This window comes from Rhodoferax sp. MLSD5-FHT05B10, assembly GCF_058793415.1.
This window is the reverse complement of sequence record NZ_JBXAFT010000004.1, coordinates 77,328-98,044: the sequence shown is the minus strand read 5'-3', so window position 1 is coordinate 98,044 and position 20,717 is coordinate 77,328. Positions and strand designations below refer to the sequence as shown.

General features: G+C 65.1%; 20 protein-coding genes and 1 tRNA gene. 10 read left to right on the top strand and 11 right to left on the bottom strand.

Annotated elements, in window-relative coordinates; all coding sequences use genetic code 11:
• Positions 1-6: 6 nt before the first annotated feature.
• The 5 genes from AC1Q5W_RS07680 to AC1Q5W_RS07660 form a co-directional block, all read right to left on the bottom strand.
• Positions 7-2,298, bottom strand: a complete 2,292-nt coding sequence (locus AC1Q5W_RS07680; RefSeq protein ID WP_492644109.1) for a methyl-accepting chemotaxis protein — start codon at positions 2,296-2,298, stop codon at positions 7-9.
• A 20-nt stretch (positions 2,299-2,318) separates the two neighbouring features.
• Positions 2,319-2,852 carry a chemotaxis protein CheW gene (locus AC1Q5W_RS07675; protein WP_492644110.1) on the bottom strand — a complete coding sequence of 178 codons (534 nt, stop codon included), beginning with the start codon at positions 2,850-2,852 and terminating at the stop codon, positions 2,319-2,321.
• 12 nt (positions 2,853-2,864) lie between these two features.
• Positions 2,865-3,230 carry a response regulator gene (locus tag AC1Q5W_RS07670; protein ID WP_492644111.1) on the bottom strand — a complete coding sequence of 122 codons (366 nt, stop codon included), beginning with the start codon at positions 3,228-3,230 and terminating at the stop codon, positions 2,865-2,867.
• Entirely contained in the window at positions 3,230-3,628 is a 399-nt protein-coding gene (locus AC1Q5W_RS07665; protein WP_492644112.1) for a response regulator, read from the bottom strand. The genes AC1Q5W_RS07670 and AC1Q5W_RS07665 overlap by 1 nt, the downstream gene beginning before the upstream one ends.
• A gap of 66 nt (positions 3,629-3,694) precedes the next feature.
• Positions 3,695-3,847, bottom strand: coding sequence for a rubredoxin (locus tag AC1Q5W_RS07660; protein WP_492646129.1), 153 nt, complete (start codon positions 3,845-3,847; stop codon positions 3,695-3,697).
• A gap of 141 nt (positions 3,848-3,988) precedes the next feature.
• Here AC1Q5W_RS07660 and thiD point away from each other — a divergent pair, with 141 nt between their 5' ends.
• Positions 3,989-4,897, top strand: coding sequence for a bifunctional hydroxymethylpyrimidine kinase/phosphomethylpyrimidine kinase (thiD, locus tag AC1Q5W_RS07655; protein ID WP_492644113.1), 909 nt, complete (start codon positions 3,989-3,991; stop codon positions 4,895-4,897).
• Positions 4,881-6,185, top strand: a complete 1,305-nt coding sequence (gene hemL, locus AC1Q5W_RS07650; protein ID WP_492644114.1) for a glutamate-1-semialdehyde 2,1-aminomutase — start codon at positions 4,881-4,883, stop codon at positions 6,183-6,185. The genes thiD and hemL overlap by 17 nt, the downstream gene beginning before the upstream one ends.
• A 100-nt stretch (positions 6,186-6,285) precedes the next feature.
• Here the strand turns inward: hemL and purH are convergent, their stop codons facing one another.
• The 3 genes from purH to dusB form a co-directional block, all read right to left on the bottom strand.
• On the bottom strand, positions 6,286-7,884 hold the full coding sequence (gene purH / locus AC1Q5W_RS07645; RefSeq protein WP_492644115.1) for a bifunctional phosphoribosylaminoimidazolecarboxamide formyltransferase/IMP cyclohydrolase: 1,599 nt from the start codon (positions 7,882-7,884) through the stop codon (positions 6,286-6,288).
• A 61-nt stretch (positions 7,885-7,945) separates the two neighbouring features.
• Complete coding sequence (locus AC1Q5W_RS07640) at positions 7,946-8,182, bottom strand: helix-turn-helix domain-containing protein (RefSeq protein ID WP_492644116.1); 237 nt, start codon at positions 8,180-8,182, stop codon at positions 7,946-7,948.
• On the bottom strand, positions 8,179-9,228 hold the full coding sequence (gene dusB, locus AC1Q5W_RS07635; RefSeq protein ID WP_492644117.1) for a tRNA dihydrouridine synthase DusB: 1,050 nt from the start codon (positions 9,226-9,228) through the stop codon (positions 8,179-8,181). The genes AC1Q5W_RS07640 and dusB overlap by 4 nt, the downstream gene beginning before the upstream one ends.
• 131 nt (positions 9,229-9,359) lie before the next feature.
• Here dusB and AC1Q5W_RS07630 point away from each other — a divergent pair, with 131 nt between their 5' ends.
• Positions 9,360-9,833, top strand: coding sequence for a YqaA family protein (locus AC1Q5W_RS07630; protein WP_492644118.1), 474 nt, complete (start codon positions 9,360-9,362; stop codon positions 9,831-9,833).
• Between the two features lie 58 nt (positions 9,834-9,891).
• On the opposite strand, the gene ychF is transcribed toward AC1Q5W_RS07630, so the two are convergent.
• Both ychF and AC1Q5W_RS07620 read right to left on the bottom strand, forming a co-directional pair.
• A complete protein-coding gene (ychF, locus tag AC1Q5W_RS07625; RefSeq protein ID WP_492644119.1) occupies positions 9,892-10,983 on the bottom strand; it encodes a redox-regulated ATPase YchF in 1,092 nt (363 codons plus the stop codon).
• A 222-nt stretch (positions 10,984-11,205) separates the two neighbouring features.
• Positions 11,206-12,558 carry a Kelch repeat-containing protein gene (locus tag AC1Q5W_RS07620; protein ID WP_492644120.1) on the bottom strand — a complete coding sequence of 451 codons (1,353 nt, stop codon included), beginning with the start codon at positions 12,556-12,558 and terminating at the stop codon, positions 11,206-11,208.
• A gap of 197 nt (positions 12,559-12,755) precedes the next feature.
• On the opposite strand from AC1Q5W_RS07620, the gene AC1Q5W_RS07615 reads away from it, so the two are divergent.
• Genes AC1Q5W_RS07615 through AC1Q5W_RS07600 form a run of 4 tightly spaced genes read left to right on the top strand, consistent with a single transcriptional unit; the run spans position 12,756 to position 18,358 of the window.
• Complete coding sequence (locus AC1Q5W_RS07615; protein ID WP_492644121.1) at positions 12,756-14,513, top strand: sensor domain-containing diguanylate cyclase; 1,758 nt, start codon at positions 12,756-12,758, stop codon at positions 14,511-14,513.
• A 27-nt stretch (positions 14,514-14,540) separates the two neighbouring features.
• Positions 14,541-15,710, top strand: coding sequence for an FAD-dependent monooxygenase (locus AC1Q5W_RS07610; RefSeq protein WP_492644122.1), 1,170 nt, complete (start codon positions 14,541-14,543; stop codon positions 15,708-15,710).
• The gene (locus AC1Q5W_RS07605) at positions 15,707-16,429 is read left to right on the top strand and encodes a DsbC family protein (RefSeq protein ID WP_492644123.1); all 723 of its coding nucleotides are present in this window, start codon (positions 15,707-15,709) and stop codon (positions 16,427-16,429) included. The genes AC1Q5W_RS07610 and AC1Q5W_RS07605 overlap by 4 nt, the downstream gene beginning before the upstream one ends.
• A gap of 57 nt (positions 16,430-16,486) precedes the next feature.
• Positions 16,487-18,358 carry a M61 family metallopeptidase gene (locus AC1Q5W_RS07600; RefSeq protein WP_492644124.1) on the top strand — a complete coding sequence of 624 codons (1,872 nt, stop codon included), beginning with the start codon at positions 16,487-16,489 and terminating at the stop codon, positions 18,356-18,358.
• Between the two features lie 119 nt (positions 18,359-18,477).
• Here AC1Q5W_RS07600 and AC1Q5W_RS07595 read toward each other — a convergent pair whose 3' ends face one another.
• Positions 18,478-19,272, bottom strand: coding sequence for an enoyl-CoA hydratase-related protein (locus AC1Q5W_RS07595; RefSeq protein ID WP_492644125.1), 795 nt, complete (start codon positions 19,270-19,272; stop codon positions 18,478-18,480).
• A 62-nt stretch (positions 19,273-19,334) separates the two neighbouring features.
• Between AC1Q5W_RS07595 and AC1Q5W_RS07590 the strand changes: the two genes are divergently transcribed.
• The 3 genes from AC1Q5W_RS07590 to AC1Q5W_RS07580 all read left to right on the top strand — a co-directional run bounded on the left by AC1Q5W_RS07590 (position 19,335) and on the right by AC1Q5W_RS07580 (position 20,711).
• Complete coding sequence (locus AC1Q5W_RS07590; protein WP_492644126.1) at positions 19,335-20,114, top strand: enoyl-CoA hydratase; 780 nt, start codon at positions 19,335-19,337, stop codon at positions 20,112-20,114.
• Between the two features lie 58 nt (positions 20,115-20,172).
• Positions 20,173-20,249, top strand: a tRNA-Met gene (locus AC1Q5W_RS07585).
• A gap of 84 nt (positions 20,250-20,333) precedes the next feature.
• Positions 20,334-20,711, top strand: coding sequence for a hypothetical protein (locus AC1Q5W_RS07580; RefSeq protein ID WP_492644127.1), 378 nt, complete (start codon positions 20,334-20,336; stop codon positions 20,709-20,711).
• Positions 20,712-20,717 lie beyond the last annotated feature (6 nt).

Genomic DNA, 20,717 nt, shown 5'->3' with positions numbered 1-20,717 from the left:
TGGCTCTCAAGCAATCTTGAAACGCGAAACCGATTGCCGCAGCTCTTCCGCCATGCGGGACAGTTCCCGAACCTGTGTCGCCGTCACCCGCGTACCTTCTCCGGTTTGCTCCGTCACGGCAAAAATGTGCTGGATGTTTTCCGCCACTTCATTCGCCAAGCCGGCCTCGCGGGACGCGGAGCCTGAAATCTGCTCAATCAGCGCCGCAACCCGGCGGGACACGCTATCAATCTCGGTCAGCGCGGTACCCGCGTTATCGGACAGTCGTGCCCCTTCCACCACACCCTGCGTGGAACGCTCCATAGCGCCGATGGCATCCTGCGTGTCCGTCTGAATGGCCTTCACCAGCGCCGAGATCTGCCGCGTCGCGTCAGCGGAGCGTTCCGCCAGACGCTGCACTTCTTCCGCCACCACCGAGAAGCCGCGACCGGCTTCACCGGCCGAGGCCGCCTGGATGGCGGCGTTGAGCGCCAGCACGTTGGTCTGTTCGGTAATGTCTGAAATCAGTTCGGTAATTTCACCAATTTCCTGCGACGACTCACCCAGTCGCTTGATGCGCTTGGAGGTGTCCTGAATCTGGTCACGGATGGAGTTCATACCGCCGATCGCGTCCTGCACGGCCTTCAGGCCCGTCTCCGCAGCCAACAGGGACTGGCGCGCTACCGTCGCAGATTCCTGCGCCTGGGCGGACACCTCGTTGATGCGTCCGGCCATATCCACAACGGATTTACCCGTTTCGCGAATTTCATGCAGCTGTTCGTTGGATGCCGCCAGCAGTTCGGTGGATGTGGCATCCACATCGGCCGTCGTCTGCGCCACGCGGGACGCCGTGTTCTGCACGTTCGACACCAGCGAGCGCAACTCTTCCACCGTGTAGTTCACCGAGTCGGCAATCGCACCGGTAATGTCTTCCGTCACCGTCGCTTCCTGGGTCAGATCCCCCTCGGCAACGGTCTGCAATTCGTTCATCAAACGCAAAATGGCGGCCTGGTTGGCGTCGTTGACGCGCTTGGCCTCGTGCTCCTGGCGTTCCGCTTCCAGCCGCTGGTCTTCGGCCACCACCTGGCGCTTGCGGCTGTCCTGCAGCTGGACATACGACAGTCCACCGGCACAAATCAGCGCAAACAGCGCGGCGGCAGCCAGGGTCGCCAAGGCACCGGAACCGATACCGGTCTGCTCCGACAACTTGCTTTGCAATGCTTCGAGGTCGCGGCGCAGCGGCTCGCTGTCCGCAATGATGGAGTCCTGCGCTTCCCGCGCAGAAACCAGGCCCTGCAAGTTACCGAGAATCGCGCTGGCCTGGACCCGTGTTTCCTCATACATCTTGATCAGGGCTTCCAGCTGCTCACGCGTGCCGGGGTCCTTGGTGGCCGACAGGCGCAACTCGGCGCTACCCGACAGCAGACCTTCGGCCAGTTCCTTGAAGGTGTTCAAGTCCTTGCCCAGCAAGAAAACCGCCTCGGGACTCACACCCTCCGCGGTCAGGAACTCGTTGGACGACTTGCCGATACGCTGGGTCAGCATCACCAGCTGACCCACGGACGAAATCTCGACCGAAGGCGCGTTCTGCTGCAGCTTCAGTGCCAGGATGTTCTCAGCGATTTCCAGCAAATCCGACGACTGGCGGTTGATCAGTCGCAACGCCGAACCAATCTGGGTCAGCACCTTTTGCTGACCCATGACGGCCTTGGCGCTCTTCTCCGCACGGTCCACCAGCGGCATGACCTTGTCCAGCTCGGGGCGGTAGTTGTCATCCAGCGCTTTCAGGCGCAATTCGTCGTCGCCCGACTGCAGACCACGCACCGTCTTGACGAGAACGCCGGCGCTCTCGGACACGTCCGGGAAAGCCTGCGCGCTACCCACCACGGCCTGCGACACCGATTTGGCCAAGCGCTGCGACTGCATCAGGGACTGACCCGTTGCGCCCAGCTGCTGCGCCACCTTGTCCGACTGGCTCAGGGCATAAAACGTCACCCCGGCCAACAGCACCAGTGACGAACCCAGCAATATGGACAGCGTGCGCTGGTGCTGGACCACCGTGCGCTGGCCCAGGCCCGGAATGGAGATCAGGTCACCCTCGCTGACCGGCGCGGCCGCTGGCTCGTTCCCCGCTGCCTCACCCGCAGCCGCCGCGGACTCGACTGTCGCCGGCTTCACCGGTGCTGGCGCGTCCTGTACGGTTTCTGCCCCGGCCACGTTCACAGAGTCCTCCGGCATGGCCAGGCTCAGGCGCGAATCCAGTTCGGACTCCGACTGCTTTTTGGTAAACAGGTTCTTCAATTGATCGACTACGGACATGGTGAGGCCTTACGGGTGGTCTAAACGCTGATACTCAGGAATTGAGGGGTTTGGGACAGGGTGCGCAGATTGATCTCCTGCCAGTGCTTGCCGGCAGCATCCACAAAACGGTTTCCGAAATAGGGCGGTGCTTCGGGCGCCGGGGGCGAGGAGGACGCAAAGGCGTCCGCGCCCCGCAGCCCCAGCAGGCCATCGACCTGCAATGCGCAGTTCACCTCGAGTGCGACATTCAGCGTAACCACGCTGGGGTCCTGCGCGGCCGGCTCGGTTCGCGCAATACCACCGTCCTCGGCCACGAAGCCCGCCAGATCGACCACGCCGTACAGGCCGCCCCGGATGTTGAGAACGCCACGAAACCAGCTGCGGGCATACGGCACCGACTGCAGGCTCGACAGCGGAAAGATCTCTCCGGATTGACCCAGCGGGAACAGGTAATGCTGCCCGCCGGCCTGCACGGCCAGCCAGGCAACGGACATACCTTCCGCGCGGGCGGCCTGCAGGCGGCTGGCCAGTCTGGACTGGAGCTCTCGAAGTGCTTCTCGGTTGGTTGCCATGTCAGTGGCGAATCAACCCAGTGCCTTGATCTTGGCAAACAGCTCGGCCGAATCCACCGGCTTGGTGATGTAGTCCCGCGCGCCCTGGCGCATGCCCCACACCCGGTCGGTTTCCAGGTTCTTGCTGGTGCAGATGATGATGGGCACATCGGTGTACTCGGGCGTGCGGTTGATGGCACGCGTCAACTGGAAACCGTTTTGCCCCGGCATGACCACATCCATCAGGATCAGGTCGGGTTTCTCATCGGCCAAGCGCTTGAACGCCTCGTCTGCATTCTCGGCAGTCCGCACTACAAAGCCGTTCTTCTGCAACAGGTCCGTCAGGAACATGAGTTCGGTTTTTGAATCATCGACGATGAGTACTTTGTTGATTGCCATCAATTAGCTCCTTGCAAAACAGCCCCGAACTGCTGCACCGCTTGCAGCAATTGGTCTTTGGTAAAAGGTTTGGTCAAATAGTGCTGGGCGCCGACCATGCGGCCGCGCGCCTTGTCGAAGACGCCGTCCTTGGAGGACAGCATCACCACCGGCACGGAAGAGTACTTAGGGTTGCGCTTGATGATGGCACAGGTCTGGTAGCCGTCCAGCCGGGGCATCAGGATGTCGCAAAAAATCAGGTGTGGCTGGTAATCGTTGACCTTGGCCAGCGCGTCAAAACCATCTTCCGCCAGCATCACCTCGTGGCCGCCCTGCTTGAGAAAGATTTCTGCGCTGCGCCGGATGGTGTTGCTGTCGTCGATGACCAGAACCTTGTACGTGGGTGCGGTGTTACTCACAAAACTGTGCTCCTGAACAGGCGTGGATGTATGGGGGACAACCTGCGCCGTCCAAACATTGTTCTTTCAAATCTGAACCATTTCAAAATCTTCCTTACGCGCGCCGCACTCGGGACACGTCCAGTTCATGGGTACGTCTGCCCAGCGGGTACCGGGTGGAATTCCATGATCGGGCGCACCGGTCGCCTCGTCATATATCCAACCGCAAATCAGACACATCCACGCTTTAGTATCACTCACAGCTTAAAGGGCCTTCGAATAGAATGCAACGATTGTATAGAGGCGTTCTAGGCAAAATGAGGTCCCTCAGCCACAAGTGCACCATTTAGCCTGATGACAAACCCTAAGACAGGCTCCCCCATGCCGGCATCTCCCGCGCCCGAAGAAGACGACGACGTCATCGACGACGGACCGTCGGCCTGCGTCATGGTCTTTAATGCCAACGATCCCAGCGGAGCCGGTGGCATCACGGCCGACATCACCGCCATGGCTTCGGTCGGAGCCCACGCCCTGCCCGTCATCACCGGCGCCTATGCCCGCGACACGACCGAGGTGTACGACCACTTTGCCATGGACGACGAGGCCGTCACCGAACAAGCCCGCACCATCCTGGAAGACGTGCCCGTGCAAGTCATCAAGGTCGGGTTTGTCGGCTCGCCCGAGAACCTCAGCGCCGTAGCCGAACTGGCATCGGACTACGCCGACGTGCCGCTGGTGACCTACATGCCCGACCTCTCCTGGTGGCAGGAAGACCAGATTGACCTGTACCAGGACGCTTGTAACGAATTGTTGCTACCCCAGACGACGGTGTTGGTCGGAAACCACAGCACCCTCTCGCGCTGGCTGCTGCCGGACTGGAGTGCCGAGCGCAGTCCGTCCGCCCGCGACATTGCCCGCGCCGCCAACGAATTCGGCGTGCCCTATACGCTGGTCACGGGCATCCCGCTGCCCGACCAGTTCATTGACAACGTGCTGTGCAGCCCCACGGCGGTGCTGTGCAGCAACAAGTTCGAACACTTCGAAGCGATCTTTGCCGGCGCCGGCGACACCCTGTCAGCAGCACTGGCCGCCCTGATTGCCAGCGGCAGCGAACTGTCCGAGGCAGCAACCGAGGCCCTGAGCTACCTGGACCGCTGCCTGGAAAGCGGCTTTCGTCCCGGCATGGGCAGCGTGCTGCCAGACCGCCTGTTCTGGGCGCACCCGCAAACCGATGATGACGAACTGCAAGAATCCTCCTTTGAAATCTCACCCAATGACACCCGACACTGACCGCAATCTGCAACTGTTCCAACGCGCCCAACACGTCATCCCCGGCGGCGTGAATTCGCCCGTGCGCGCCTTCAAGGCCGTGGGGGGCACACCCCGCTTCGTGTCCCGGGCGCAGGGCGCCCATTTCTGGGACGCCAACGACAAACGCTACATCGACTACATCGGCTCCTGGGGCCCCATGATCCTGGGCCACGGCCACCCCGCGGTCGTCGACGCGGTGCAACGCGCGGTGCTGGAAGGGTTTTCGTTCGGAGCCCCCACCGAGCGTGAAGTGGAGCTGGCCGAGGCCATCCTCAAGCTCGTGCCGTCCATGGACATGGTGCGCCTGGTGAGCTCGGGCACCGAAGCCGGCATGAGCGCCATCCGGCTGGCCCGCGGCGCCACCGGCCGCAGCAAGATCCTCAAGTTCGAAGGCTGCTACCACGGCCACGCCGACGCGCTGCTCGTCAAGGCCGGCTCGGGCCTGGCCACCTTCGGCAACCCCACCAGTGCCGGCGTGCCGCCCGAGGTGGTGCAGCACACGCTGGTGCTGGAGTACAACAACGTCGCGCAGCTGGAAGAAGCCTTTGCGCTGCACGGCAAGGACATGGCCTGCCTGATCATCGAGCCCATTGCCGGCAACATGAACTTCGTGCGAGCCTCCGTGCCCTTCATGCAGCGGGCCCGCGAGTTGTGCACCCAGTACGGCGCGCTGTTCATCTTTGACGAAGTCATGACGGGATTCCGCGTCGCGCTGGGCAGCGCGCAAAGCGTGTACGCCAAGGCCATTCCCGGGTTTGAGCCCGACATGACCGTGATGGGCAAGGTCATCGGCGGGGGCATGCCGCTGGCAGCCTTTGGCGGAAAGCGGGCGGTGATGGAACACCTGGCGCCCCTGGGGCCGGTGTACCAGGCCGGCACCCTGTCGGGCAACCCGGTCGCCACGGCCTGCGGCCTGGCCACGCTGCACGAGATCAGCAAGCCCGGTTTCCACGAAGCCCTGGGCCGCAAGACGCAGACCCTGGTGTCGGGCATGACCCGCGCCGCGCAGGCCGCGGGCATTCCGTTTTGTGGCGACAGCGAAGGCGGCCTGTTCGGCTTCTTCTTCTTTGACCGCCTGCCACAGAACTACGCCACGGTCATGACCACCGACAGCAAGCGCTTCAACACCTTCTTCCACGGCATGCTGGAGCGGGGCGTGTACTTTGCGCCGGCGCTGTACGAAGCCAGCTTCATGGGCGCCGCGCACACCGACGCCGACATTGCCGCCACGGTTGAAGCCGCTGCGGAAGTGTTCAAGACGCTATAAAAAACAGAGCTGCCTGCGCAGCATCTGCGGGGCTCTTCAGTTCTTTTTGCTCAAAAAAAGGCCACCCTTGGGTGGCCTTTTGCATGCAGCACGCAAGCGCTCAATGGCGGAAATGGCGCACGCCGCTGAACACCATGGACACGCCACGCTCATTGGCGGCGGCAATCACCTCGTCGTCGCGCATGGAGCCGCCGGGCTGGATGATGCAGGTAGCGCCGTGGTCCACGACCACATCCAGGCCGTCGCGGAACGGGAAGAAGGCGTCGCTCGCCACCACCGTGCCCGCCAAGGACAGGTTGGCATGGCCGGCCTTGATGCTGGCAATACGGGCCGAGTCCAGGCGGCTCATCTGGCCGGCGCCCACACCCATGGTCATGCCGCCCTTGCAGAAGACGATGGCATTGCTCTTGACGAACTTGGCCACGTTCCAGGCGAACAGCAGGTCGTTCAGCTCTTCTTTGGTGGGCTGCTTGGTGGTGACCACTTTCAGGTCGGACAGCGCCAGTTCGTGGTTGTCGGCCGTCTGCAGCAGGATGCCGGAGCCGATGCGCTTCATATCCATGGCGTTGCGGCCCTGGTCCCACGCAGACGCACCGCCCTTGGGCAAGTCGATCTGCAGGATGCGCACGTTCACCTTGCTCTTGAACACTTCCAGCGCCGCAGCGGTGAAGCTGGGTGCCATCAGCACCTCGACGAACTGCTTGGAAATCTGCTGCGCCGCGGCTTCGTCCAGCTCGCAGTTCAGGGCGATGATGCCGCCAAACGCGCTGGTGGGGTCGGTCTGGAAGGCCTTGCTGTAGACCTCCAGCGCGTTGGCGCCCACGGCCACGCCACAGGGATTGGCGTGCTTGACGATGACGCAGGCCGGGGTGGCGAAGCTCTTGACGCACTCCCACGCGGCATCCGCGTCAGCGATGTTGTTGTAGCTCAGTTCCTTGCCCTGCAGCTGCTTGGCGGTGACCAGGGAGCCGGGCGCGGGATACAGATCGCGGTACAGGGCGGCCTGCTGGTGGCTGTTCTCGCCGTAGCGCAGGTCCTGCACCTTCACGAAGCGGCCGTTGCTCTGGCCAGGGAACAGGTCGAGCGCAGGCGCTGCATTGCCCGCGGGCACGTCGTCGCCCACCCGCACGGCAGACAGGTAGTCGCTGATGGCGCCGTCGTACTGGCTGATGCGGTTGAAGGCGGCAACCGACAAGGCGAACTTGGTCTTGTCGCTGACTTTGCCAGCGGCTTGCAACTCGGCGATCACGGTGGCGTACTGCGAGGCGTCGGTCAGCACGGCCACGTCTTTCCAGTTCTTGGCGGCGCTGCGCACCATGGCCGGGCCGCCGATGTCGATGTTCTCGATGGCGTCTTCCAGCGTGCAGCCGGGCTTGGCCACGGTGGCTTCAAACGGATACAGGTTGACCACCAGCACATCAATGGTGTCGATGTCGTGCGCTTTCAGCGCCGCCATGTGCTCAGGGAAGTCGCGGCGCGCCAGCAGGCCGCCGTGCACGCGCGGGTGCAGCGTCTTGACGCGGCCGTCGAGCATTTCGGGAAAGCCGGTCATCTCGGCCACTTCGGTCACGGGCAGGCCCTTGTCGGCCAGCAGCTTGGCGGTGCCGCCGGTGGAGAGCAGCCGGATGCCCTGCGCGTGCAGCGCCTGGGCGAGTTCGACGATGCCGGTTTTGTCGGAGACAGAGAGAAGTGCGTTCATAAAGAGGCAGGCTAAGTTAAAAAATGGGTAGGGCCGCAGGGGCCGTGGGCGGACGGGCCGCTCAGGAAATGAGCTTGTGTTCCAGCAGCTTCTTGCGCAGGGTGTTGCGGTTCAGGCCCAGCCATTGGGCGGCCTTGGACTGATTGTTGTCGGCGTGCTCCATGACCACTTCCAGCAGCGGTTTTTCGAACGCGCGCACCAGCATGTCGTGCATGCCGTCGGGTTCGGTTCCGCGCAGATCCCGGAAGTAGCCTTCCAGGCTGGTGCGCACGCACTCCTCAATGTGCTTCTTGCTCATGCTGCAAATTCCATCAAGTCTCGATCTCGGGTACTGGTCCTGTCCAGCGGGGCGGGAATACGGTCCATGTCCGCGTTCAACCCGTCCAGGAAGCGCTCCACGGCCAGGACCTGCGCGGCGCTGTCTTCCAGCGTGTTCATCTGGGCGCGAAACGCCTCGCCGCCGGGCAGTGCACGCACATACCAGCCAATGTGCTTGCGCGCCGAGCGCACGCCGATGAACTCGCCATACAGGCTGTAGTGGTCGTGCAGGTGCTCCACCAGCAGGCGCTTGACCTCGCTCACCAGCGGTGGTGCAAGATGCGTGCCGGTCGCCAGGAAATGGGCGATCTCGCGGAAGATCCACGGCTGCCCCTGGGCCGCACGGCCGATCATGATGGCGTCGGCCCCGGTGGCCTGCAGCACCTCGCACGCCTTCTCGGGCGTGGTGATGTCGCCATTGGCCACCACGGGAATCTGCACGGCGGCCTTGACGGCGGCAATGGTTTCGTACTCGGCCTGGCCCTTGTAGCCCTGCTCGCGCGTGCGGCCATGCACGGCCAGCATCTGCACGCCAACGTCTTCAAAGGCGCGCGCCAGGGTCACGGCGTTCTTGTGCGTCTGGCACCAGCCGGTACGCATCTTCAGGGTCACCGGCACGCCGTGCGGCGCGCAGGCGGCCACCACAGCCTCGGCGATGGAAATGGCCAGGGTCTCGTCCTGCATCAGGGCCGAACCGGCCCACTTGTTGCACACCTTCTTGGCCGGGCAGCCCATGTTGATGTCGATGATCTGGGCGCCGTGCTCGATGTTGTACACGGCCGCATCGGCCATCATGCGCGGCTCGGTGCCCGCGATCTGCACGGCAATGGGGCCCGGCTCACCCGCGTGGTTGGCGCGGCGCGAGGTCTTGAGCGTGTCCCACAGGTCCGGGCGCGACGTCACCATTTCACTCACCGCGTAGCCCGCTCCCAGGCGTTTGCACAGCTGGCGGAAAGGCCGGTCCGTCACGCCCGCCATGGGCGCAACAAACAGGGAATTCGCCAAAGCGAAGGGGCCGATGTGCATGGAACTACCGAAAGAAAAGAAGGTGGACGCCAAATACCGCAGCGCAGGCGGATCGCCATTCTAACTGCCCAAAATTTCAGCAATTGAAATAGCGCACCACAACCCAGCAGGATGCCCCTACACTGCACGCCATGCCCCCCTGGATTACCCATTTGCTCGCCCTGTTGGCCCTGCCCGAGTACAGCCTGGGAACCGTGTTTTTGGTGTCTTTCATTTCAGCGACGCTGTTGCCGCTGGGCTCCGAACCGGCGGTGTTCGGGCTGATCCAGCTCAACCCCGCCCTGTTCTGGCCGGTGATCCTGGTGGCCACCGTGGGCAACACCCTGGGCGGCGCGGTGGACTGGTGGATGGGCTATGGCGCCCACCAGGCCGCCGACCACTACCGCCACTCGTCATCACACACCAAGGCACTGGCGTGGCTGGAACGCCTCGGCCCCAAGGCCTGCCTGCTGGCCTGGATGCCCGTGGTGGGCGATCCGCTGTGCGCGGTGGCGGGCTGGCTGAAGCTGCCGTTCTGGCCCTGTGTGGCCTACATGGCGATCGGCAAGCTGGCCCGCTACCTCACCATGACGACCGCCCTGATCGGCGTGTCTGCTATGTTTTAGATAGCTGTTTGCGCAGGATTGACAAGGCGTTGCGCCTTGTTTTTCTTCAAAAATCCGCCTAGGCGCTGAACAGGAAGTTCATCACGTCGCCGTCCTTGACGACGTAGTCCTTGCCCTCGGCGCGCATCTTGCCGGCGTCCTTGGCGCCCTGCTCGCCCTTGTAGGTGATGAAGTCCTCGAACGCGATGGTCTGGGCGCGGATGTAGCCCTTCTCGAAATCGGTGTGGATCACGCCGGCGGCCTGCGGGCCGGTGTCGCCCACGTGGATGGTCCAGGCGCGCACTTCCTTCACGCCGGCGGTGAAGTAGGTCTGCAGGCCCAACAGGCTGTAGGCCGAGCGGATCAGGCGATTCAGGCCGGGTTCGTCCTGGCCTAGTTCTTTCAGGAATTCCAGACGGTCGGCATCGTCCATTTCCGACAGCTCGGCTTCGATCTTGGCGCAGATGGCCACCACCGGCGCGTTCTGCGCCTTGGCAAACGCGGTCAGGCGATCCAGCAACGGGTTGTTCTCGAAACCGTCTTCGGACACATTGGCCACGAACATGGCGGGCTTGGCCGTGATCAGGAAGAACTGTTGCAACAGCGGCAGCTCTTCCTTGCTGAAATCCAGCGTGCGCACCGGCTTGGCTTCGTTGAGCGCGGCCTGGCATTTCTCCAGGATCGCGACCAGCTTGGCGGCTTCCTTGTCGCCGGAACGGGCCAGCTTGGTGACACGGTGCAGCCCCTTTTCCACGGCGGCCAGGTCGGCTAGGCACAGCTCAGTCTGGATGACTTCGATGTCGGCAATCGGGTCGACCTTGCCGGCCACGTGGATCACGTTGTCGTCTTCAAAGCAGCGCACCACATTGATGGTGGCGTCGGTCTCGCGGATGTGCGAGAGGAACTTGTTGCCCAGGCCTTCACCGGTGCTGGCGCCGGCCACCAGACCGGCGATGTCCACAAACTCCACCACGGCGGGAACCATACGTTCGGGCTTGACGATCTCGGCCAGCTGCGCCATGCGCGGATCGGGCACTTCCACGATGCCCACGTTGGGTTCGATGGTGCAAAACGGGTAGTTCTCGGCAGCGATGCCAGCCTTGGTCAGGGCGTTGAACAGGGTGGATTTACCGACATTGGGCAGGCCGACGATGCCGCACTTCAAACTCATACAAATTCCTTGAAAATCACTGAACAATAGCGCCTTGGGCGGCTGACCGGGTGGCCGCAGCCCGCGCCCGCAGGGGGCAGCGGAGGGTTGGGGTCACCCCGTCCACAACGGGCTCACGGGGGTACGCTGTATCCAGGCCTGGACCACAAACCGTTGCGCCCATTGTAATGAGGGGCCGTTTTTGCCCCCCTGCAGACCGCAGACGCCTGCGTGCCCGGCCCGCTACCAGCGCCAGGACAGCTCGGCGCTGTTGAGGATCGCCACCCCGTTCCCGCCCGCCACCAGCACCTTGCCACTGTTCAACACGGTCGCCGTGTGGGACGCGCGCGCAGCGGTCAGGCTGCCCGCGGCTGACCAGGTGCCGGCCCCCGGGTCATACACCTCGGCACTGGCCAGCGTGGCGCCCCCCGTGCCGCCCACCAGCAAGACCTTGCCCGAGCCCAGCAGGGAGGCGGTATGGGTGGAGCGCGCAGTCGCGAGGCTGCCAGTGGTCGACCAGGTGCGGGTTCCGGGGTCATACAACTCGGCGCTGGCCAAGGCCCCGCCATTGGCACCACCGGCCGCCAGCACCTTGCCGCTGGCCAGCAGCGTGGCCGTGTGGGACGCACGCGCAAAGCCCATGCCGCCGGCCGCCGACCAGGTATTGGCCGTCGGGTCGTACTCCTCGGAGTTGGCCAGGGCCGCCCCACCGGTGCCACCAGCCACCAGCACCTTGCCGCTGGCCAGCACCGTGGCGGTGTGGTTGTACCGTGCAGTCACCAGCGTGCCCGCGGCCGACCAGCTGTTGGTGGCCGGGTCGTACAGATCGGCAGTATTAAGCGCACCCGCCAGGTTGCCGCCGGCCACCAGCACCTTGCCGCTGGCCAGCCGGGTGGCCGTGTGGGACGCGCGGGCAGAGGCCATGTTGCCGGCCGCCGACCATGTGTTGGCCGTCGGGTCGTACAACTCGGCATTGGCCAGCGTTGCGCCACCCGTGGTTCCGCCGGCCACCAGCACCTTGCCGTTGGACAGCAAGGTGGCGGTGTGGCTGTACCGCGCGGTCACCAGCGGGGCCACCGCCGTCCACGCGCCGGTCGCCGGGTCATATAACTCCGCCACGGCCACCGCGCCGGAGACCCCCAGGCCCCCGGTTACCAAGACCTTGCCGTTGGACAGCAAGGTGGCCGCATGGGCGTACCGCGCCGCACCCAGGCCGCCCGTCGTTGACCAGGGGTTGTTCGTCACCACGAAGGAAACGCTGCTGGCAACGCCTTCCAGCGTAGCGGTGATCGCCGTCGTACCCAGCGCGACACCGGTAACCAGCCCCGTGCCGGCGTTCACCGTGGCCACCGACAGGTTGGCCGAGGCCCACACGACCTGGCTGGAGACATCGGCCGTCGTCGCATCCGAATAGGTTCCCGTCGCCACCAACTGCTCCGTCAGGCCGACGCCGGCATAGGGCGCGGCCGGCGTCACCGTGATGCGAACCAGCGCCTTGCCGCCGCCACCGCCGCCGCCCCCACAACCGGCCAGCAACCCTGCCAGCAGGAAGGCCGCCAGAGCCCAGACACCTGTCCGCCATACCGTGATGCGCATACCACCCCTTTGTGCTTGTACTGTGTAGTGAGTTCCACCCATTGCGAGCCAACATACGGGGCATTGGAAGCCCCCGCATTGATAGCTGTCAATGCCGACCCCCATCCGGGTAGATGCAGCCCCCCAGGCCGGTGCGCCCTGGCAAAACCTACAATGCCATAACCCCACCCGCTCTGGAAACCCGGCCACCGCCACCCATGCCCTTCCCGCTCGCGCGCCTGCTGCTGACCCTGTTGCTCCTGTGCGCCAGCCCCGGCTGGGCCGTCGCGCCTGTGCCGGCAGGAACCATCGTACTGGACGACGGCATTCCGTCCCACCAGATCGATGCGGACATCCAGGTCTGGATGGACACCGGCTCCCAAGCCACCATTGCCAGCGTTGCGGCAACCCCCGGAAAGTTTGAAACGGTCCCGGCGCTCAGCCGCCTGCCGCTGACCGCGCGCGACACCCTGTGGATCCGACTGCGGGTACTCCGGGTGACGGGCAGCCCGTCCGCCTGGAGCCTGAACATTCCGCTGCCGGCCCTGGAATCGGCGGTGCTCTACCAGCGCGATGCCATCCGGGGCTGGACGGCGCAGAGCGCCGGCAGCAGCCTGGCCCAGGCCGACTGGAGCAACAAGGGGCTGTATCCGGAATTCAACCTCAACCTGCCCAGCGGGGCGGCGCAGGAGTTGTACCTGCAGGTCCGCAACTTCAAGCCCGTGAGCGTGCCCATGCGCCTGATCAGCACCCCCAAGCGCGACCTCCAGCGCCTGTGGGAGTTCCTGTCCCTGGGTCTGATGCTGGGCGCCCTGCTGACCATGGCGATGCTCTCCCTGATCCGCTACCTGGAGCATCGCAACCCGGTCGACCTCAAGGCCGCGCTCTATGGCCTGCTGATCCTGACCACGGTGGCCCAGCTCAACGGCGTGCTGGGCACGTTTGTCTGGGGCCCGCTGCCCCAGTGGGACGACTACGCCTACAGCGTGATCCCCGTGGTCGCCGTGGGCTGCGCGCTGCTGTTTGTGCGCGACCTCTACGCCCTGTCCAACCACTACCGCCGGTTCGACGCCTTCCTGTCGAGCACCGGCTGGGGCACCATCGCCTCGGTGCTGAGCTATGCCGTTCTGGACCGTTTCACGGCCGAATGGGTAAGCTGCATCGCGCTGCTCTTCGCCACGGCGATCGGCCTGCTGGCCACCGTCCTGAGCTGGCGCAGCGGCGCCCTGGTCGGGCGCTGGCTGATACTGGCCTATGTGCCCCAGTTCCTGGGGGCGATGTACCTCACGGCCGACGCTTTCGGCCTGGTGCCGCCCCTGTGGGGCATGCGCTACCTGATGTCCATGAGCATCGCCGTTTCGGTTCCCATCATGGTGTATGCGCTGAGCCAGATCACCCACGACCGCAAGGCGCTGGTGGTGCGCGCCAACCGCCTGCCCACCCAGGACGCACTGACCGGGTTGCTGACCGCGGAGGTTTTCCAGACCCACCTGGCGGGCGCCGTGCGGCGCTGCATTGAGAACCGGGAGCCCGTCGCCCTGGTGCTGGTCCGGGTGGTCAACCACGAACACATCCGCGAGGTGTATGGCGACACCACGGCCGAGCAGTGCCTGCTGCGGGCGGTCATCAAGATCCAGCGCATCCTGCGCGACGTGGACCCGGCGGGTCGCATCGATACGGCCCACTTCGGGCTGCTGATGGAGGGCATCACCACCCGCAAGGCGCTGACCGAGCGCATGGTCCAGCTGATTGCGTCCGGACTCATTCCGCTGCCGGGGCTGGAGCCGGAGGTCACCCTGCAGTTCCAGGTGGCCTGCGTGATGCTGCACGAAAACCCGGTTGCGCCCGAGCGCGTGCTGGCCGACCTGAAGGACCTGCTGGAGGGCATGTCCCTGCGCACGCGCCGCCCGATCCGGTTTCTCGAGCCCATACCCACCCAGCCCGCCGAGCTGCAATCCACGCTGGACACGGTCTGAACGCCGCCCGCCTTCTACAATCCCCCGATGACCAGACCCTTTGACATCTGTATCCGTGGCGCCGGCATTGTCGGGCGCACGCTGGCACTGCATCTGGCAGGCAAACAACTGCGCGTGGCCCTCACGGCGCCCGGGCTCACCACGGCGCAACCGTCCGCCACAACACCGGCCGAAGCCGACGTGCGCGCCTACGCGCTGAACCAGACCTCGCGCCAGCTGCTCGAATCGGTGCGCTGCTGGCCCGGCGTGCAGGACGCCACGCCCGTGCTGGGCATGCAGGTGCACGGCGATGACGGCGGGCAGGTGGCCTTTGACGCGTCCGAACAGGGCACCGAGGCCCTGAACTGGATCGTGGACGTTCCGGCGCTCGAGGCCCGCCTGGCCGACGCCGTGCGCTTCCACCCCCTGATCGAGGTGTTTGACACCCCGCAGGCCGCCACGCTGACCGTGGTGTGCGAAGGCCGTGCCAGCAGCACCCGCGAGGAACTGGGCGCGCAATGGGACGTCACCCCCTATGGCCAGTGGGCGCTGGCCACCCGCGTGCAGTGCGCGCAGGCCCACGCTCAGGTGGCTCGCCAGTGGTTCAGCCAGGGCGAAATCCTGGCTTTTCTGCCCTTGGGCGGCCCGCAGGGGAACTTGTGCGCCGTGGTGTGGTCAGTCAGTCCGGAGCGTGCCCAAACCTTGCAGACCACCACCGACGACGATTTTTGCCGCCAGCTCGAGGAAGCCAGCCATGGCACCCTGGGCGCCATCACGCTCACCAGCGGCCGCAAGGTGTGGCCGCTGCAGCAGGCGCTGGCCCGACGCTGGAGCGGCCGCGCAGCGCAGGGCACCTGGGTCCTGGCAGGTGACGCCGCGCACAACGTGCACCCGCTGGCCGGGCAGGGCCTGAACCTGGGGCTGGCCGACGTGGCCGAACTGGTGCGCGTGCTCGACAGCCGACCTTACTGGCGCAGCGTGGACGACGCGCGCCTGCTGCGCCAGTACGAGCGGGCCCGCAAGGCGGACTTCGCGGTGATCGGGCAGGCAGGCGATGCGCTGCAGCAGCTGTTCGCCCACCCGCACCCCGCACTGCAGGCCCTGCGCAACTGGGGCATGAACCGATTCGAACAAAGCGGCCCACTCAAGCAATGGGTTGCCCGGCGTGCCATGGGCACCCTAACCCGCACTCCCCCATCCCGGAAACACCACCCATGAACCCCATTTTCAAAACCCTGCTGGCTGGCACCGCCGCCCTGCTGTGCCTGGGCGCCCTGGCGCAGGAAGCCACCATCCGCAAGAACATTGCCGAACGGGTGCCGCAGCTCAAGGCCATCGACGAAGTCAGCAAGACCGGCATCCCGGGCGTGTACGAAATCCGGGTCAACGGCAGCGAAATCTATTACACCGACGCCCAGGCCAACTACGTGCTGCAGGGCAACCTGATCGACACCCGCGCCCGGCGCAACCTGACCGAGGAGCGCATCGACAAGCTCACGGCCGTGAAGTTCGACGCCCTGCCCTTCAAGGACGCCTTCACCATCGTGCGCGGCAACGGCAAGCGCAAGCTGGCCGTGTTCGAAGACCCCAACTGCGGTTACTGCAAGCGTTTCGAGCGCGACCTGCAGAAGGTGGACAACGTCACCGTTTACCTGTTCCTCTACCCCATCCTGGGGGCGGATTCCGGCGAAAAGTCCAAAGCCATCTGGTGCGCCAAGGATCCGGCCAAGGCCTGGCAGGACTGGATGGTGCGCGACCAGGCTGCGCCCGCCGCGCCGGCAAGCTGCGACACCAGCGCACTGGCCCGCAATGTGGAGCTGGGCCGCAACCACAAGATCAATGGCACGCCCACGCTGGTGTTTACCAACGGCACCCGGGTTCCGGGCGCCGTGGACGCCAAGCAAGTCGAGCAGATGCTCAACGATTCGAAGAGCTGAACGCTACCAAAACAATAGCTGCCTGCGCAGCATCTACCAGGGCCGGGGCCGTTTTTCATGACTATTTTGCGCCAACAGACCTCCCGCCCGGCTTCGACGGCAACGCCTAAGGGCCCGCACTACCGGGTCGAAGTGGCCGACCTGCACGCCCACCGGTTTGCCGTCACCCTCACCATTGACGAACCCGCGCCCCAGCAGGTACTACGCCTGCCGGTGTGGATTCCGGGCAGCTATCTGGTGCGCGAGTTTTCCAAGAACCTGCAGAACCTGCAAGGCCACCAGGGCGCGCGCACCGTCACCGCCGAGCAAACCGACAAGGCCAGCTGGCTGCTGACGTGCACGCCCGGAAAGCCGCTGCAGGTGCGCTACGAAGTCTACGCATTCGACAACTCGGTGCGCACCGCCTGGCTGGACGCCACACGCGGCTTTTTCAATGGCACCAGCCTGTGCCTGCAGGTCGCCGGGCAGGAAAACCTGCCGCACACGCTGGAGCTGGTTGCTACCAAATCCATAGCGCACTGGGCAGTGGCCACGGGAGCCACACCCCACAAAGTCAACAAAAACGGCTTTGGCACCTACCGGGCTCCCGACTACGACACGCTGGTGGACTGCCCGGTGGAAATGGGACCGTTCTGGAGCGGCACGTTCACCGCCTGCGGTGTGCCGCACCGCTTTGTGGTGGCCGGTGCGCCCCCCAGTTTCGACGGCGAGCAACTGCTGGCCGACACCCGCGCCATCTGCGAAGCCGAACTGCGCTTCTGGCACGGCCCGCATCCCCGGCACACCGACACCGCGCGCCAGCCAAACACCGGCCCGGCGCAAGTGCCCTTTGCCCACTACGTCTTCATGCTCAATACCGTGAGCGACGGCTATGGCGGGCTGGAGCACCGCAACTCCACCGCCCTGATCTGCAACCGCAAGGACCTTCCGCGCCTGCCCCGCACCACGCTGGCGCCGACCACGCACAAGCAGCCCGAAGGCTACACCACGCTGCTGGGGCTGATCAGCCACGAGTACTTCCATACCTGGAACGTCAAGCGCCTGCGCCCGGCCGAGTTCGCGCGCTACGACTACACCCAAGAAAACTACACCGAACTGCTGTGGTTCTTTGAAGGTTTCACCAGCTACTACGACGACCTGCTGCTGCGCCGCGCCCAGCGGATGGACAACGCCAGCTACCTCAAGGCGTTGAGCAAGACCATCAACCAGGTGGCGCAAACCCCGGGGCGCAAGGTGCAGACCGTGGCGCAGGCCAGTTTTGACGCCTGGGTGAAGTACTACCGGCAGGACGAAAACACCCCCAACGCCACCGTGAGCTACTACACCAAGGGCGCACTGGTGGCCCTGTGCCTGGACCTGACGCTGCGTACGGAAGGGGTCACCACGCTGGACGCCGTGATGCGCGCCCTGTGGAGCCGCTGCGCCGGCGGCCCCATGACCGAACAGGACCTGCTGGCCGTGCTGGAGCAGCTGGGCCAGCGCCCGTATGCCAAGGAACTGGCGCGCTGGGTGCACAGCACCACCGAGCTGCCGCTGGCCGAGCTGCTGGAAGCCCACGGCGTCCAGGTCAACCGCGAACCCGATCAGGTGGCGCAGCAACTGGGCCTGCGCGTGAAGGAGGGCAACGGCCTGTTCATCCAGCAGGTGCTGCGCGGCGGCCCGGCCGAAAAAGCCGGTTTTGCCGCCGGCGATGAGTGGCTGGCCGTGGAGGCCGCCACCGGCAGCGCGCGCGGCCCCTGGCGCATGCAGGTGCTGGACGACCTGACCCTGTATGCGGGTAACGCCAAGAAAGTGCAGGCACTCGTCGCCCGCGACAGGCGCCTGTTGACGCTGCCCCTGACCCTGCCCAAACCAAGCCAGGCGGTGCGCCTGTCGGTGCGCGACGCAACTGCGGCCAACCGCTGGCTGGACGGTACGACAAGCTCCTGAAGCTGTAACGCGGACCGCAACGGAGCGGGGGCTGCCGGGGCGCCGATTTTCTGGCCGAAGGACAGATGAGACGCCCCGGCAGCCCCCGCTCCGCCGCCCAACGCCCCGTACCGTGCGCTCTACTGCCCGGTAAACCGGGGCACCCGCTTCTCCCGAAACGCCAGCACCCCTTCCACATAGTCCTGGGTCCGCCCCATGGCCGACTGGGCGTCGCGCTCGGCGTCGAGCTGCTGGTCCAGGGTGCGACTGGCGCCATCGCGCAGCAAATGGCGCGCGGCCACCAGCGCCTGCGTGGGCATGGCCGCCAGGCGCTGGGCCAGTGCCGTGGCAGCCCCCAGGCAATCGTCTGCCACATCCCAGATCAGGCCCCACTCCTTGGCCTGCGCCGCGTCCAGGGCATCGCCCGTCAGCGCCAGGGCCAGCGCACGCGCCATGCCCAGACGCTGCGGCATGAACCAGCTGCTGCCCGCATCCGGAATCAGGCCGATCTTGCAAAAGGCCTGGATGAAACGCGCCGAAGGCGCGGCAATGGCAACGTCACACGCCAGCGCAAACGAGGCGCCCGCCCCGGCCGCCACGCCATTGACGGCGGCCACCGTGGGCATGCGCAGGGCCTGCAGGCGCCGGGTCGTCGGGTTGAAGGCTTTCTCGATGGATTCGCCCGGGTCGGGACGCTGCACGGCGCTGTTGCCCGATGCCAGGTCGGAGGCGTTCAGGTCGGCACCGGCGCAAAAGCCACGCCCGGCGCCGGTGAACACCACGGCGCGGATCGCCGGGTTGGCCTCGGCCTGGTCCAGTACCGCCCACAAATCGGTGTGCATGGCCCGGGTAAAGCTGTTGAGCGCGGCAGGCCGGTTCAGGGTGATCAGGGCCACGGCACCGTGGTCGGCAAACAGAACAGTCGGTTCGGTCATGGGAATACCTCTTCGCTATAGTGTGCAGTCAGCGTGTCATTTCAACTCTAACGGCTTTCATCATGAACTACGAATGCATCACCACCCGTCTTGAGGGCGACAAGGTTGCCATCATCACCTTGAACCGCCCCAAGGCGCTCAACGCACTGAACGACCAGCTCATGGACGAGCTGGGCCATGCGCTCAAGACTTTCGACGCGGACCCCGCCATCGGCTGCATGATCCTGACCGGCAGCGAAAAGGCCTTTGCCGCCGGTGCCGACATCACCGCCATGGCCAAGTTCAGCTTTGCAGACGCCTACAAGGGCGACTTCATCACCCGCAACTGGGAGACCATCCGCTCCATCCGCAAACCCGTCATCGCGGCGGTCAGCGGCTTTGCTCTGGGCGGCGGCTGCGAACTGGCCATGATGTGCGACTTCATCATTGCGTCTGACACCGCCAAGTTCGGCCAGCCGGAAATCAAGCTGGGCATCATTCCCGGCGCTGGCGGCACGCAGCGCCTGCCGCGCGCCGTGGGCAAGTCCAAGGCCATGGACCTGGCCCTGACCGGGCGCATGATGGACGCCCTTGAGGCCGAGCGCGCCGGGCTGGTGAGCCGCGTGGTGACGCAGGACAAGCTGATGGACGAGGCCCTGGGCGCCGCCCTGATGATCTGTGGCTTCTCCCAGATGGCCACCATGGCAGCCAAGGAGGCGGTCAACCGCTCCTTTGAAGGCACACTGGCCGACGGCATCCAGTTCGAGCGCCGCATGTTCCACGCCCTGTTCGCCACCGCCGACCAGAAGGAAGGCATGGACGCCTTCGTGAACAAGCGCAAGGCCGAATTCACGCACCGCTGAAGCACTTCGCGCCGGAATTTGGACGACGGCCAAAAAGTTGGCTATAATTCCGGGCTCTGGTGATATAGCTCAGTTGGTTAGAGCGCAGCATTCATAATGCTGATGTCGGTGGTTCAAATCCACCTATCACCACCACATTCTGAAAAAAGCCGTTGATTCATGGGGTCTGCGGCTTTTTTTTCACCGCCGGATTTTCACCACAGCCTCTGGATACATACCATGAACCGCTGCTACCGCCTCCCCCCGCTACGCCAGGTCGCCGCGCGCGCGGCCCTCTGCCTGAGCCTGGCGGCAGGACTGGCCAGCCTGTGCGCCCCCGCCGGCGCGCAGGCATTGACCATCCGCCCCTTCCCGGCAACCGCCCTGCGCGGAACCCTGCAGGTCACCAATCCCCCGGACGTGCTGCTCGACGGCAAGGCCGCGCGCCTGGCACCCGGCGCCCGCATCCGTGGCACCAACAACATGCTGGTGATGTCCGGCGCCATCGTCGGCGAGACCGTCGTGGTGAACTACGTGCTCGAGCCCCTGGGCCTGATCCACGACGTGTGGATCCTGAACGAAGCCGAAGCCAAGCTCCCGCGCCCCACAGCGCCCTGAGTTTTG

Bases quoted from the DNA above. Each gene is read 5' to 3' on its own strand.
- AC1Q5W_RS07680 (WP_492644109.1), bottom strand. From the start codon at position 2,298: ATGTCCGTAGTCGATCAATTGAAGAACCTGTTTACCAAAAAGCAGTCG.
- AC1Q5W_RS07675 (WP_492644110.1), bottom strand. From the start codon at position 2,852: ATGGCAACCAACCGAGAAGCACTTCGAGAGCTCCAGTCCAGACTGGCC.
- AC1Q5W_RS07670 (WP_492644111.1), bottom strand. From the start codon at position 3,230: ATGGCAATCAACAAAGTACTCATCGTCGATGATTCAAAAACCGAACTC.
- AC1Q5W_RS07660 (WP_492646129.1), bottom strand. From the start codon at position 3,847: ATGTGTCTGATTTGCGGTTGGATATATGACGAGGCGACCGGTGCGCCC.
- thiD (WP_492644113.1), top strand. From the start codon at position 3,989: ATGCCGGCATCTCCCGCGCCCGAAGAAGACGACGACGTCATCGACGAC.
- hemL (WP_492644114.1), top strand. From the start codon at position 4,881: ATGACACCCGACACTGACCGCAATCTGCAACTGTTCCAACGCGCCCAA.
- purH (WP_492644115.1), bottom strand. From the start codon at position 7,884: ATGAACGCACTTCTCTCTGTCTCCGACAAAACCGGCATCGTCGAACTC.
- AC1Q5W_RS07640 (WP_492644116.1), bottom strand. From the start codon at position 8,182: ATGAGCAAGAAGCACATTGAGGAGTGCGTGCGCACCAGCCTGGAAGGC.
- dusB (WP_492644117.1), bottom strand. From the start codon at position 9,228: ATGCACATCGGCCCCTTCGCTTTGGCGAATTCCCTGTTTGTTGCGCCC.
- AC1Q5W_RS07630 (WP_492644118.1), top strand. From the start codon at position 9,360: ATGCCCCCCTGGATTACCCATTTGCTCGCCCTGTTGGCCCTGCCCGAG.
- ychF (WP_492644119.1), bottom strand. From the start codon at position 10,983: ATGAGTTTGAAGTGCGGCATCGTCGGCCTGCCCAATGTCGGTAAATCC.
- AC1Q5W_RS07620 (WP_492644120.1), bottom strand. From the start codon at position 12,558: ATGCGCATCACGGTATGGCGGACAGGTGTCTGGGCTCTGGCGGCCTTC.
- AC1Q5W_RS07615 (WP_492644121.1), top strand. From the start codon at position 12,756: ATGCCCTTCCCGCTCGCGCGCCTGCTGCTGACCCTGTTGCTCCTGTGC.
- AC1Q5W_RS07610 (WP_492644122.1), top strand. From the start codon at position 14,541: ATGACCAGACCCTTTGACATCTGTATCCGTGGCGCCGGCATTGTCGGG.
- AC1Q5W_RS07605 (WP_492644123.1), top strand. From the start codon at position 15,707: ATGAACCCCATTTTCAAAACCCTGCTGGCTGGCACCGCCGCCCTGCTG.
- AC1Q5W_RS07600 (WP_492644124.1), top strand. From the start codon at position 16,487: ATGACTATTTTGCGCCAACAGACCTCCCGCCCGGCTTCGACGGCAACG.
- AC1Q5W_RS07595 (WP_492644125.1), bottom strand. From the start codon at position 19,272: ATGACCGAACCGACTGTTCTGTTTGCCGACCACGGTGCCGTGGCCCTG.
- AC1Q5W_RS07590 (WP_492644126.1), top strand. From the start codon at position 19,335: ATGAACTACGAATGCATCACCACCCGTCTTGAGGGCGACAAGGTTGCC.
- AC1Q5W_RS07580 (WP_492644127.1), top strand. From the start codon at position 20,334: ATGAACCGCTGCTACCGCCTCCCCCCGCTACGCCAGGTCGCCGCGCGC.